This is a genomic window from Anaerobacillus sp. QJM3NY_17 (assembly GCF_056173665.1).
Map to the genome: position 1 here is coordinate 3,609,319 of NZ_CM149685.1, position 14,263 is coordinate 3,623,581.

The window sequence follows — 14,263 nt, forward strand, 5'->3', positions numbered from 1 at the left end:
AGACCACAACACACCAGAGCATAACAAACTATGCTTGGGCGCTGTGGTCTTCTCCTATTCTCCGACCAGAACTATATTAACTTGTCTCCATTGTAGCACAGTTAGAAGACTGTGCCTACAAAAAAGGATTATTTAAAAGCCATTGTAGCATTTACAGCTTTCTTCCATCCTCCATAAAGCTCTTCTCTTTGATCTTCTTTCATTTCAGGATCAAATGTATGGTCAATCATCCACTGCTTTTTGATCTCTTCTTTATTCTTCCAATATCCTGTCGCAAGTCCTGCAAGATAAGCTGCACCAAGTGCAGTCGTCTCACTAACAGTCGGGCGCTCAACAGGTACACCAATGATATCGCTTTGGAATTGCATCAAGAAGCTATTGTTTACTACGCCTCCATCGACGCGAAGTGTTTTCAAGTCGATGCCAGAATCAGCTGTCATCGCATCAAGAACATCTCTTGTTTGATAAGCAAGTGATTCAAGAGTTGCACGAACAAAGTGCTCCTTACTCGTTCCTCTTGTTAATCCAAATACAGCACCTTTTACATCGCTATCCCAATAAGGTGTACCAAGACCAACGAAGGCAGGTACCATATACACACCGTCTGTCGACTCAACGCGTTCTGCATAACGCTCACTTTCTGGCGCTTCGTTAAACATGCGTAATCCGTCTCTTAACCATTGAATCGCTGATCCCGCGACGAAAATACTACCTTCAAGAGCATATTCCACTTTTCCATCAACGCCCCATGCGATTGTCGTGAGAAGTCCATTATCTGACTTAACCGCTTTTTCACCTGTATTCATAAGCATGAAACAACCTGTACCATATGTGTTCTTAGCCATTCCTTTTTCATAACATGCCTGGCCAAATAATGCTGCTTGCTGGTCTCCGGCCACCCCAGCAATTGGGACATTCTGACCGAAGAAGTGGTAATCAACTGTATTAGCATATACTTCAGAAGATGGGCGAACTTCAGGAAGCATTGACTTAGGAACATTCAGCATTTCAAGCAACTGATCGTCCCATTTCAAGTCATATATGTTATACATCATCGTACGAGAAGCATTTGTATAATCCGTCACGTGTGCTTTTCCGCCTGATAGTTTCCAGATCAACCAGGAATCGATTGTACCAAAGAGAAGATCCCCATTCTCAGCCTTCTCGCGTGCACCATCAACATTATCCAGAATCCATTTAACTTTCGTTCCAGAAAAGTAAGCATCGATTAGAAGACCAGTTTTATCTCGAACCATCTCTCCATAACCCTGTTCTTTTAATTCATTGACGATTCCGGCTGTTTGGCGAGACTGCCATACAACTGCATGATAAATTGGCTTACCAGTATTCTTATCCCAAACTACTGTTGTTTCACGTTGATTTGTAATCCCGATGGCTTCAATATCTTTCGCAGACAACTCAGAAGTGGACGAAAGTACTTGAGCCATTACCGAAAGAATTGAGCTCCAGATTTCTTGAGCATCGTGCTCAACCCAACCAGCCTTAGGAAAATACTGCTTAAATTCTTTTTGAGCAACGTTTACAATTTCACCTTTCTTATTAAACAAAATGGCACGTGAACTCGTAGTTCCTTGGTCTAATGATAGAATGAACTTCTCTGACATAATAATTCCTCCCTAAATATAGTTATGAAGATTAATTTTTAGCCTCTGAAGAAGAGTGAACAGAATCTTGAAGTTTATCACTAAGCTGATACAGCACAATAAATAAAATGGCTGTAATCACTGTAGCTATCCAGAAAATCATACCATAACTTGCTTCTGTTACCGCTTTAAAAAGAATGGCTCCATACATTCCCCCACACACTGGCCCTATAACTGGAATCCATGCATATTGCCAATTCGAATCACCTTTACCTGGAATAGGTAAGAAAAAGTGTGCGATTCTTGGACCAAGATCACGAGCAGGGTTAATGGCGTAACCAGTCGTACCGCCTAGTGATAGACCAATCGCTACAATGAGAAAACCAACGATGAATGGATTCAGTCCATCTGTAAATTCATTAGAACCAATCGCTAGTAACCCAATTAACAGCATAGCCGTCCCAATAAACTCACTTAAAAAGTTGCTGAACGTATGCGGTATAGCAGGGTCAGTAGAAAATACAGCTAATTTAAGCGCTTTATCATCTTCTCTACGAAAATGAGGTAGAAAATGAAAATACACAATACATCCACCGAGAAATGCACCAATCATTTGCGCCGCTATGTAGCTCGGTACATCGCTCCATGGAAAATCGCCAACGGAAGCTAGTCCTAATGTTACAGCTGGATTGAGGTGAGCCCCACTAACTTGTCCAACAGCATAAACACCCATCGCAACACCAAGTCCCCAACCGAGGGCTACAACGATCCATCCACCTCCCTGAGCTTTAGAATCTTTTAAGTTAACGTTTGCAACAACGCCACCACCAAAAATAATTAAAATCATAGTTCCTAATATTTCACCAATAAATGGGGTCAATTTAATCACCTTCCTTTGATTTTAGCTAAAACTCTTCTTTGAGTCTATTCCCTCTTTCTGTCGTTCTAAAAGGGAAATTAAAAAAAACCACAACAATCGATCTTATCAATTGATAAGATATGCGTGTGGTTCTCCTCATCTCAGGCACGAGCTATTAACTTATCTACTATTAAACCAAAACAATGTAAGCGATGTCAAGTTGTTTAATCAGGTTGAAAATGTTTCCATAAGTCTTTCTTCGAGGTCGTTACAGCAGCAGCACCACCACTTAACGCCGCTTCCACATCCTCTACTGAACGAATAAATCCTCCTGCGAAAATGGGTACTTTAATTTGTTCATGTAGCTCTTCAAAAACCTGTGGAATGATACCAGGCAATACCTCGACACAGTCTGGCTTCGTATTCCTAACCATACTGTAACTAGTATCAAGAGCCATTGAATCAAGCATAAATAAACGCTGTACAGAAAGAATACCTCTACGTTTAGCTACGGAAAGAACGCTCGATCTTGTAGAAATTAATCCAGCAGGCTTTACTTCCTGACAGAGAAATTCTGCACCGTGTTCATCATTCCTTAACCCTTGAACTAAATCAGCATGAAGAAGAATCTTTTTCCCTGCTCGATTCCCTTCCTTTATCACCGATTTCAACTGACCAATGTGCGTATCTAAAAGCACGATATATGTATACTTACTGTTCAATAATGTTTCAAAATCACGCATCTTCCTAACAGCAGGCAAAATGCTCTGGTTATGAAATGACATGCACACCCCTCCTTTTCTTATTATCTTACCAGAAAAAGCACTTCCGAATGCGACGAAAAACACGCCCTCACAAGAGGGCGTGCTTTTAGGCTTTATTACGAATAGGTTCGATAATCACTTTATCAATTAACAAGTTCAACAAACCTATAATAAGCGCAGCAAGAATGGCCATCATAAAACCATTAATTACGAAAGCTTCTCCCATTAAAAAGGCCGTTATCATAAGCGTAATAGCATTAATGACAATGAGAAACAGACCCAAAGTGACAATCGTAACGGGAAGCGTAAGTAAAATTAAAATCGGCTTCACAAAAACATTCACAATTGCAAGGAGCACGCTTGCCAGTATAGCCGACCCGATTCCTTGAAGGTAAAAACCTTCAAAATATCCTGCTACGACCATTAATACTATACTGTTGACGAGTAAGCTTACAATCCAGTGGCGCATCACGATTCCTCCTTACAATTGACCTTAATAGTATAAACTGTTAATTACACCTTATTCGAGCCATTAAAGATACGACACTGAAATCGAACCAGCAGTCGAATTGGCTTCAATTCGATAATTATGTTCTGATTCTTCTTCTGTTCTAAACTTCTTCAATCGGTGAGAAATTTCTTTCTTCTCGCGAATAATACTCATATGATCAAGGTCAGTCGTAATCGCTCCAATCGTCGATTTTAGATCACCTTTAATATTCATACCCTTCGGCACAACAATTTGAATCGTACCGTTTACTGTTTTAAGGTCTGCACTTCCGCTTACTGGATTGGTAAGAGTATGACGAATAGCTCCGTTCATTGATTGCGCATCCGCTTCAACAAATGTCCCATCAATTGTAATTGGGCCGTTTGCTGTCTCGAGCTCACAAACTTCTCCATTTGTATCTTCTACAGAAATTGCGCCGTTTCCGGTCTCAGCTTCAAGCACTTTCACCGTAGATTTTCGAATGCCAATTTTACCATTCCCTGTTTTTAACTTCGCTTTCGCAGAGTTCATTCCTTCACCGGTAACGTCACCATTGAAGGTCGTTATCCATACACCTTGATATTCTTTTGCAGGAACATAAATAACTAAATTCACTTTCACATCGGCACGTTCTGATTTAAAAGTTACTTTATCATTATCAACGGAAAAGTACGTTTCACGGAGAAGCTTATCCATGGCATCTTTCTGATTAGACACTCTGTAAACATTAGCGCGACAATCAATTTTTACTTCGTTGCGGTCCCAAGTCTGAAATGTAATTTCCCCATTTCGAACATGAACATCAAGTGTATCCGTCGAAACCTCTGATTGTTCAAAAACATGGGAAACCTCTTCAGAAGAACCAAAGTTGAAATCAAGATCCATATCCTTTACTTTTTGAATGAGCGACTCAACGAATTGACCTACTCTATATGCTGGAGCCGACCGATCTGCGTTAGAATCTGAAGACTTCTCTTGCTTCGTTTCTTCGGATTTTTCGTTTGTGCCAAGAGCTTTTAACAGTTTCGCACCCTCATCAGCTGATATTTTACCGTCTTCAATCATTTTCAAAATCATTCTACGTTCTTCATTCATTCAAAACATCTCCTTTTTTAAATTCGTGTGAACCCCCGTACGATTACCAGCGGAGAACCTGAATACCTTTGACAATGTTCCAAACAAACACAATGACATTTAGTAAACTAAACAATAGAAAACCTAAAATGATCACAACTCCTATATCCATCATAAAAACAGCCACTAACGCAAGAAGGATAGTGAGGAATGGAAGGAGATGAGAAACAATCGAGCGCTTCGCATGGTAAGAAACTTCTTCATCCTTCACCACAAAATAAACGATGATTGGGAAAAGAAACGGTGCGAAAAAAACGCTAAAATAACAAAGGGAGGACATCACTTTCTCAACAGACATAATTGCTTCCCCTTTCAATATTCTCTAACTATCTATACGATTCGTCAAAAAGAAAGTTTCAAAAATGAAAAAGAAAAACGAAAAGACAGCGATCGCTGTCTTTTCCAATTATACTGACTGTGTTTGTTCTAATCTTTTCTTCATCCGATTCTTATCACGCTCTAGAATTGGGGCAAGGTAACTTCCCGTATAGGAACGCTCTTCTTTTACAATTTTTTCCGGTGTGCCGGTTGCAATGATTTCACCACCACCGTCGCCACCTTCAGGTCCAAGATCAATGAGGTAATCAGCGGTTTTGATGACATCTAGATTATGCTCAATAATGAGGACAGAATCACCGTTTTCAACAAGTCTCTGTAAAACTTCCAGTAACCTTGAAATATCGTCTACATGTAATCCCGTAGTCGGTTCATCAAGAATATATAGGGTTTTACCCGTTGAACGTTTGTAAAGTTGTGAAGCTAGCTTCACACGCTGTGCTTCACCACCGGATACGGTTGTTGCAGGCTGACCTAATTTAATATAGCTTAACCCGACATCATAAAGCGTTTGTAGCTTACGATTAATCTTTGGAATGTTTTTAAAGAAATCTAGACCATCTTCTACCGTCATCTCAAGAATATCGGCAATATTCATACCCTTGTATTCAATTTCAAGCGTTTCACGATTATAGCGTTTGCCATGACATACTTCACACGGCACATAAACGTCTGGCAAGAAGTGCATTTCAATTTTAATAATCCCATCACCACGACAGGCTTCACAACGTCCACCTTTGACGTTAAAGCTGAATCGTCCCTTCTTATACCCGCGAACTTTCGCTTCATTTGTTTGTGCAAAAACATCACGAATGTCATCAAAAACTCCTGTATATGTTGCAGGATTTGAACGTGGCGTGCGGCCAATTGGAGACTGATCGATATCAATGACTTTATCCACATTCTCGAGTCCATTTATTTTCTTATGCTCACCTGGTTTATCCTTTGCTTTATGGAGTTTCTGAGCAAGTGCCTTATATAAAATTTCATTAATAAGTGTACTTTTACCAGAGCCAGATACACCCGTTACACAGGTGAATAATCCAATTGGAATCTTCGCCTTAGTGTTTTTTAGATTATTTTCTTTTGCCCCTACTATTTCAATATATCGACCGTCTGGTTTTCGACGCTCACTCGGAACAGGGATAAATTTCTTGCCTGATAAATATTCCCCTGTTAAAGAATCCTCGTCATCCATTATTTCAGCAGGCGAGCCTTCTGACGTAATGTATCCACCGTGGGCTCCTGCACCAGGTCCTATATCAATAATATGATCTGCCGCTAACATCGTATCTTCATCATGCTCCACAACGATAAGTGTATTTCCAAGATCCCGCATGTTCTGAAGGGTTGATATTAAACGATCGTTGTCACGCTGATGTAGTCCGATAGACGGTTCATCCAAAATATACAGTACACCCATTAATCTTGATCCTACCTGGGTTGCAAGTCTAATCCGCTGCGCTTCACCTCCGGATAATGTACCAGCTGATCGGTTAAGCGTTAAATAATCCAAACCAACATTGACAAGGAAGCCAAGTCGATCCTGGATTTCTCGTAAAATCATTTTTCCGATTGTAGCTTCTTTTGCAGTTAAATCCAACTGATCAAAAAAGCCAGCAGCATCTTTAATCGCATACTCCGTTGCTTCGCCAATATGTTTCCCATTAATTAAGACTGAGCGAGCTTCTTTCTTTAATCGATAACCTTTACAAGTTGGACAAGGTTTTTGTGCCATATAGGCTTCCATTTGCTCACGGATATAATCAGAACTAGTTTCACGATAGCGTCGTTCAACGTTTGGAATAACTCCTTCGAAAGGAACGTTATTTTCACGAACCTGCCCAAAATCATTTTCATAACGGAAGTAAACTTTTTCCCCATCGCTACCATAAAGCACTTTATCGAGCTGTGCTCTAGGAATTTTGTCTACTGGGGTATCCATATCAATTCCAAAATGATTACAAACACTTTGAAGTAGCTGCGGGTAGTAATTGGAACTTACCGGCTCCCAAGGTGCAATGGCATGTTCTCGAAGGGATTTGTCCCAATCCGGTATGACTAGGTCAAGATCCACTTCAAGTTTCAGTCCTAAGCCGTCACAAGAAGGGCAAGCACCAAATGGACTGTTAAAAGAAAATAATCTCGGCTCCAATTCCCCGATTGAAAAACCACAGTACGGACAGGAATGATGTTGATTGAAAAGAAGCTCTTCCTGCCCCATCACATCTACGATCACCTGGCCACCACCAAGATTAAGGGCGGTTTCAAGTGAATCTGCTAATCTTGATTGAACGCCTTCTTTCACTACAATACGATCAATCACAACTTCAATGGAATGTTTCTTGTTTTTTTCTAGCGAGATCTCATCCGCAACTTCCAACATCTCTCCATCTACTCGTACGCGAACATAGCCTTGCTTCTTAATATCTTCTAATACTTTCACATGCTCACCTTTACGACCTGAAACGACTGGGGATAGAATTTGGAGCTTAGTTCGCTCTTCATAAGTCAGTATCCGATCAACCATTTGCTCGATCGTCTGTGACGTAATTTCTACGCCATGACGTGGACAAACAGGACGTCCGATTCTTGCAAATAGAAGACGGAGGTAGTCATAAATCTCGGTTACCGTTCCAACCGTTGAACGAGGGTTACGACTTGTTGTCTTTTGATCAATGGAAATGGCGGGAGACAGACCTTCAATAGCATCTACATCCGGCTTATCCATCTGTCCAAGGAATTGTCTTGCATATGCTGATAACGATTCAACATACCGTCTCTGTCCTTCTGCATAAATCGTATCAAATGCTAGAGATGATTTCCCTGATCCTGACAAGCCTGTTACAACAACAAGCTTATCTCTTGGGATCGATACATCTATATTTTTTAAATTATGGGCTCTGGCCCCTTTGACGACGATCTCATCGTTTGCCATCTGTTCGTCATCCTTCCGCTTTAAGCTCTAATAGTAGGTCACGAAGTTCTGCAGCACGTTCGAAATTCAGTTCTCGTGCAGCTTCCTTCATTTCAGTTTCCACATTTTCAATCACTTTAGCACGCTCTTGCTTCGTCATCTTACCTTGCTTAGGAATCTTGTATTCTTCTCCATCTTCAGCTGCAACCGTTGCTCTTATACCTTCACGCACTTTCTTTTGAATTGTTGTAGGCGTAATGCCGTATTTTTCGTTGTATTCTTGTTGAATTTCTCTTCTACGACTCGTTTCATTCATTGCCACTTCCATTGAATTGGTGATTTTATCAGCATACAAGATAACATGACCACCTGAATTTCGAGCAGCACGTCCGATTGTTTGAATTAAAGAACGCTCAGATCGTAAGAACCCTTCCTTATCTGCATCTAAAATTGTAACAAGAGATACTTCTGGGATGTCGAGACCTTCCCTTAGAAGGTTAATACCAACAAGAACATCAAATACACCCAATCGGAGATCACGAATAATTTCAATTCTTTCGAGAGTCTTTATTTCAGAGTGAAGGTATCGTACCTTTACCCCCATTTCAAGCAAATAATCCGTTAAATCCTCTGACATCTTTTTCGTGAGCGTCGTCACAAGTACCCGTTCATTACGTGCAGACCGCTGATTGATTTCATCTAATAGGTCATCAATCTGACCTTCGATTGGACGAATTTCAATCGTCGGATCAAGAAGACCGGTTGGGCGAATAATTTGTTCGACGACTTTGGTTGAATGCTCTTCTTCATAGGTACCTGGCGTTGCAGATACATAAACAAATTGATGAGCCTTCTCTTCAAATTCTTCAAAGCGAAGAGGGCGATTGTCTTTTGCTGATGGTAAGCGGAAGCCATGATCCACTAGCACACCTTTTCTTGCCTGGTCTCCATTGTACATTCCTCTTACTTGGGGAAGCGTAACGTGAGATTCATCAACCATAATTAAGAAATCATCTGGAAAGTAGTCCATTAATGTATATGGCGTTGCTCCTGCTTCTCTTAGTGTCAAATGTCTAGAATAGTTTTCAATTCCTGAACAAAAGCCCATTTCAGCCATCATTTCAATATCGTATCTCGTTCGCTGTTCAAGACGCTGAGCTTCAAGAAGTTTGCCTTCTTCATTTAAAATCTTCAGTCTCTCTTCAAGCTCAGCTTCAATTCGCTGTATCGCGATTTTTAACTTTTCTTCACGGGTAACGAAGTGGGAAGCCGGGAATATAGCCACGTGCTCTCTTTCTCCAAGAATTTCACCTGTTAGGGAATTCACTTCAGTAATTCGATCAATTTCATCTCCAAAAAATTCGACGCGAATACAGTGTTCATCTCGTGAGACAGGGAAAATTTCCACAACGTCTCCTCTAACGCGGAACGTACCACGTGTGAAATTAATATCATTCCGGGAATATTGAATATCGACCATATCGCGCAACAGTTGATCACGATCTTTTTCCATTCCTTTTCGAATTGAAAGTACTAGACTTCTGTATTCCTCTGGATTACCAAGACCATAAATACAAGAAACACTTGCTACAATAATGACGTCATTACGCTCAAACAAACTTGATGTTGCAGAGTGTCGTAGTTTATCTATTTCGTCATTAATACTTGCATCTTTTTCGATGAATGTATCCGATTGAGGTATGTACGCTTCTGGTTGATAATAATCATAATAGCTTACAAAATATTCCACAGCGTTATGCGGAAAGTACTCCTTAAATTCACTATATAATTGACCAGCAAGCGTTTTATTGTGCGCAATAATGAGGGTCGGTTTATTCACCTCTTGTATCACGTTAGACATTGTGAACGTTTTACCAGTTCCTGTTGCGCCGAGCAACGTTTGATGGCGTTCATTATTATGAACACCTTGTACAAGTTTCTTAATGGCTTCAGGCTGGTCGCCTTGAGGCTCATAATCAGATACCAACTCGAACTTTTTTTCCACCATCTTCGCCTCCGTTCCTATCATCCATGTCACTTATTATATCACAGAATATGGTTTAAACTTCAATTAAAGCGAACTGATATTCGCATTTTATTTTCAAGGTTATCTTTCTCTTCATACAAAACTATTGTATGCTGTTAAAGGTTGATTCACAGTGTAGCGGAATTCACGCAGTACTAAGTTTTACTACAAAGGAGTTTTAACATTGCTGCTTTTATGGGCTTTACCACTTGGCCTCTCAATCGGTGCTGTCTCAGGATTTTTTGGCGTAGGCGGGGGATTTCTCCTCACACCTATTCTTTTGTTACTTGGTTATTCACCTGCAACAGCAATCACCATTAGCCTTCTTTATAGCATGAGCACTTCGATTTCTGGATCTTTGAAGTATATTCAAAGTAAAAGAATTCTATGGAAAGTGACTCTTTTTCTATCGATTAGTGGCATGATCGGAACACAGGTTGCTAAACCACTTGTCTTATATTTGGAAGAGAGCAAAATCGATGGTCCAGTTATCTCAATCTTATATATCGTTCTTCTCGCATACTTTTCCATATCCATGCTTTCCAAAGGACAAACTATAGATGAAGAAAATGTTTCTATTTCTGTTTCCCCTCTTCGAACAATTTTAATCGGCTTACTAGGCGGATTTATTTCTTCTACTCTTGGAGTGGGGGGCGGTTTTGTCATGGTACCACTATTAATTCATGTACTACGTCTTCCGCCACGACTTGCAGTGGGTACATCTTTAACTTCCATCTTCTTCATTGTATTGACCGGTTTCTTCTCATATATTCAAACGGTTACCATTCCGATCACCCTTGCCATTCTCTTAGTGATTGGAGCGATCATTGGAGCTAGAATCGGAGCAGAAATGACAGATTCTTTCACTGAAACCACATTAAAAAATCTTCTTGGCATTCTTTACTTTTTTACGTTAGTTAGTATTCTATTACAGCTATTCCATCAGTCGATTTCAGGCCTACTCATTCTATTTCTCTATATTATTTGCCTAATGTGTCTCTTCATTTACCAGTATTGGACGAAAAAGAAGCGCCTATTCTTTTTAAAATAGGCGCTACTTCATTTTTTTCTTATTTTGTTTTTGTGTTTTCATTGAAAAATAAAATCCAACAAGCGCTGACAAAATCGTTAAGACAATCAAATGTATCGGATGATCGATTCCACCAAACACAGCCCACATAAATAAAATCGTTAACCCGAAACTAACGTAAGTATTATATGTAACTCGCGTAAACACGACCATGATAATTGCCGGAACGAATAAAGCAATTAATATTCCTTGCATACTGGTAAGTTCCCCTCTCTAATCACAACTTCTCCCCCCATCTTACAACAAGTTAGGGAGAGAATGCTATGATCAGAAAAGAAAACTCATCATTGTAAAGTCGTTTCTTATCACATAGGATAAGAAACGACTTTACAATGTAGTAAACTGAGCTGCATCCCAGGGCTTTGGAGTTCCAAATTCACGAGCTAGCTTTCTACTTTCACCTTTGCGACCTTTACGAATCTCTTTTCGTTCAACAGCTGTTTCATTCAAGAATTTCTCCTCTTCTGTTTCAGGGTAAACACCTGGTACCTCAACTGGATTTCCTTCTTCATCAAGGGCTACAAATGTTAACAGCGCAGTCGCACATACGTGACGTTCACCAGTGAACATTTTCTCTGCAATTGCTTTAACAAAAACCTCCATTGATGTTTTGTGTGTCCACGTCACCATGGATTCAAGACAAACAATGTCTCCTTGATTAATCGGATGAAGAAAATCCACTGAATCAGTTGATGCTGTTACACAGGGTCTTCTTGAATGACGAGTTGCTGAAATAAGAGCAACGTCATCAATGAAGGCCATCAGTTGACCCCCAAATAATGTTCCATGAATATTTGTATGAGTCGGATTGACTACGGTTGCTTTAGCCGTTCTTGACTCATTGGTAGACTTCATATTTGTATCTTCGAATACATTGTCCATTCTAATCACCTTTTCTTTCTTAATGGCTCTGCTAATACACTACCCTAATCGAGTAAATCTGTGTTGTTAGTAACAAATGACAAAATTCAACCCTTTATAGCTTATTTACTATATTTAAATCCTTTTTCACTAATCCGAGTAATAGGATAATCTTTTGACTCTGCGAGCATTTCAAGGATATTAAAAAGGGATGACTTTGAAATAGTGATTCTATAATGCTTCTCTAGTAGATCTGTCAGGTAAAGCGGCCCCATCGCCACTTGAGAACGTTCAAGGGTTTCTACGATTTCGGAAATTGGAGCTCTTGTAACGACAGACGCGCTACCGTGCATTTGATTCATAATTGTCTCACGCTCTATTTCAAACTTTTGAAGCAACTTCATTTCTCTTTCATTAAGATCCATTAATTGTTGCTGCAACTGCTTTTCTCCAGTCATTGCGACATGCTCCTTTACGTTAAGAATGATCAAAGTGTAGCAAGCGTTTTGCTAACATACAAGACATAGAAAATCACTGTAAACGCAATCATCCAAGGGATGAAACGGTTTTCTAACTTCCATATATTTCTTGAATAGAACCTATAACTAAATGGCATAGAAACAAGTACAACTTTATTGTTGAAATAGGTTTAATTCTATAAGTGACAAAGAGAAACATAACTTTTGCTATTTAACGAAAAATAGCATAACAAAAAAGAAGAAAGCCTCAGCCTTCTTCTAACGATTCGTTTATTATTGTGCTTCCTCTTGCTCCTCAAAACGATTTTCTTTTACAAATAGCAAACCAAGCTCATGATGAGTATTATTATAAAGCGCTTTTTGCTCAAACCTAACTTCTCCATTAACATCAAGCACTTCCATTTTACAAAAAGCGGCATTACGTTGAAGAGCCGTATAAAAATCTACACCTTTTCCTAAAGGTAGCCCATTCACCTTAGAAATGACTTCGCCAACTTGTAAGTTCATTTGATCTGCAGGTGAGCCAGGGAGAATTCCGAGAATAACAAGTCCTTTATTTCGTTCATTGAAATAGGCAGGCTTATTTTTACCTCGATGAAGAAGTAAAATACCAGCTCGTCCAAGAATCACTAGAATGATTGCAACTAATGCAATCCATTTATTACTCAAAAAGTAACTCATTAGACCAATTAAGACCGTCGCTCCCCCGAGAAGAGCAACCTGCCTACCATTACTCTTCATCTCTGGAAGGGGTAATGCATGGTGTATAAGCTTTCGAAAGCCAATTGGAAATGGCAATAAGATAAAGGCATAGGTGCCAGCACCAAAATCAAGAAGAGGCCACCATGTAAATGATTCAACCTGACCGACTGGAAGGAAGAGGAATAGTGGTAAAAGCCATAGTCTTTGGACTTCATGGGCCCCCACTAACTTTCCACGTTTACTTTCTACGAGTCTTGGTGACGTCTGTTTCCCGGCATTCATCGTAATGAATAACCCTTCCATGAATACTAGAAAGCCAACTAAAATAGCGAGCGCAATCGGCGATGCATTCCCGACCCCCTCTTGCATCGTATTGAGAGTATCGTTACCGAGATCGATTGGAGTATAAAAAAACGTTGCTAGTGTAGGTAAGATGAACACAAAAGCAGGTGATAAAAAACGAATTTGTCCTGTTACTAAAAGCAGAAATGCTCCGAGACTCATTGCTACGGTGGTACTGAAAGGAATCGTTAAACCAAGCAAAAGATTAAGTATCAGAAAAGCGGCTCCAATCAATAATCCAGGTATGATAGCAAATGGAACATCGTCCAAAACATCATGTACTCTTGTGTGAAAATCTCTTCTATCACGTTTTACTCGTGAAAGGCCGAGCATAAATGCTCCAATAATCGTAATATACGTGAGGGGATGAAGGAAAAAACTAATAATTCCCTTAAGTATTGAAAGGCCAAAAGTGTCCATTTTATATTCCTCCATGCTTGTTAGCAGTTACTAAATGACTGGCTATGTTATATGAATGTTCCGCTCTGTCATGAGAGAATTATCGAAAATACCCTAACATTGCCAAATAATCATGAGACAACCAATCTAGTTTACATCATTTTAAAAATGTCTTCTACTTGTTCAACGTGCTTATCATGGTCGAAAAAAAATCCGCAGGAATTCCTGCGGAATAGCTTCGACATCAACAGTTCATTTCC

13 protein-coding genes are annotated in these 14,263 nt (G+C 39.8%); 1 reads left to right on the plus strand and 12 read right to left on the minus strand.

Annotated elements, in window-relative coordinates:
• Positions 1 to 128 precede the first annotated feature (128 nt).
• From glpK to uvrB, 8 genes are all read right to left on the minus strand, one after another.
• Entirely contained in the window at positions 129 to 1,625 is a 1,497-nt protein-coding gene (gene glpK / locus AC0VYV_RS18755; protein WP_475374100.1) for a glycerol kinase GlpK, read from the minus strand.
• A 31-nt stretch (positions 1,626 to 1,656) separates the two neighbouring features.
• Positions 1,657 to 2,484, minus strand: a complete 828-nt coding sequence (locus AC0VYV_RS18760) for an MIP/aquaporin family protein (protein ID WP_475367520.1) — start codon at positions 2,482 to 2,484, stop codon at positions 1,657 to 1,659.
• 203 nt (positions 2,485 to 2,687) lie between these two features.
• A complete protein-coding gene (locus AC0VYV_RS18765) occupies positions 2,688 to 3,248 on the minus strand; it encodes a glycerol-3-phosphate responsive antiterminator (RefSeq protein ID WP_430244934.1) in 561 nt (186 codons plus the stop codon).
• Positions 3,249 to 3,333: 85 nt separating this feature from the next.
• On the minus strand, positions 3,334 to 3,696 hold the full coding sequence (locus AC0VYV_RS18770) for a phage holin family protein (protein WP_430244936.1): 363 nt from the start codon (positions 3,694 to 3,696) through the stop codon (positions 3,334 to 3,336).
• A 63-nt stretch (positions 3,697 to 3,759) separates the two neighbouring features.
• Complete coding sequence (locus AC0VYV_RS18775) at positions 3,760 to 4,812, minus strand: DUF4097 family beta strand repeat-containing protein (RefSeq protein WP_475372919.1); 1,053 nt, start codon at positions 4,810 to 4,812, stop codon at positions 3,760 to 3,762.
• A gap of 43 nt (positions 4,813 to 4,855) precedes the next feature.
• Positions 4,856 to 5,149 (minus strand): magnetosome magnetite crystal formation protein family, encoded by a 294-nt coding sequence (locus AC0VYV_RS18780; RefSeq protein ID WP_194218760.1) that lies wholly within the window; start codon positions 5,147 to 5,149, stop codon positions 4,856 to 4,858.
• A gap of 108 nt (positions 5,150 to 5,257) precedes the next feature.
• On the minus strand, positions 5,258 to 8,125 hold the full coding sequence (gene uvrA, locus AC0VYV_RS18785; protein WP_475367969.1) for an excinuclease ABC subunit UvrA: 2,868 nt from the start codon (positions 8,123 to 8,125) through the stop codon (positions 5,258 to 5,260).
• A gap of 7 nt (positions 8,126 to 8,132) precedes the next feature.
• Positions 8,133 to 10,109, minus strand: a complete 1,977-nt coding sequence (gene uvrB, locus AC0VYV_RS18790; RefSeq protein WP_430244942.1) for an excinuclease ABC subunit UvrB — start codon at positions 10,107 to 10,109, stop codon at positions 8,133 to 8,135.
• Positions 10,110 to 10,314: 205 nt separating this feature from the next.
• Between uvrB and AC0VYV_RS18795 the strand changes: the two genes are divergently transcribed.
• Complete coding sequence (locus tag AC0VYV_RS18795; RefSeq protein ID WP_475374101.1) at positions 10,315 to 11,181, plus strand: sulfite exporter TauE/SafE family protein; 867 nt, start codon at positions 10,315 to 10,317, stop codon at positions 11,179 to 11,181.
• 3 nt (positions 11,182 to 11,184) lie between these two features.
• On the opposite strand, the gene AC0VYV_RS18800 is transcribed toward AC0VYV_RS18795, so the two are convergent.
• From AC0VYV_RS18800 to AC0VYV_RS18815, 4 genes are all read right to left on the minus strand, one after another.
• Entirely contained in the window at positions 11,185 to 11,415 is a 231-nt protein-coding gene (locus AC0VYV_RS18800; RefSeq protein ID WP_430244947.1) for a DUF2198 family protein, read from the minus strand.
• Positions 11,416 to 11,547: 132 nt separating this feature from the next.
• The gene (locus tag AC0VYV_RS18805) at positions 11,548 to 12,075 is read right to left on the minus strand and encodes an acyl-CoA thioesterase (protein ID WP_194219583.1); all 528 of its coding nucleotides are present in this window, start codon (positions 12,073 to 12,075) and stop codon (positions 11,548 to 11,550) included.
• A gap of 128 nt (positions 12,076 to 12,203) precedes the next feature.
• The gene (locus AC0VYV_RS18810) at positions 12,204 to 12,539 is read right to left on the minus strand and encodes a hypothetical protein (RefSeq protein ID WP_226615289.1); all 336 of its coding nucleotides are present in this window, start codon (positions 12,537 to 12,539) and stop codon (positions 12,204 to 12,206) included.
• Between the two features lie 294 nt (positions 12,540 to 12,833).
• Positions 12,834 to 14,024 (minus strand): PDZ domain-containing protein, encoded by a 1,191-nt coding sequence (locus AC0VYV_RS18815; protein ID WP_430245877.1) that lies wholly within the window; start codon positions 14,022 to 14,024, stop codon positions 12,834 to 12,836.
• Positions 14,025 to 14,263: the final 239 nt, after the last annotated feature.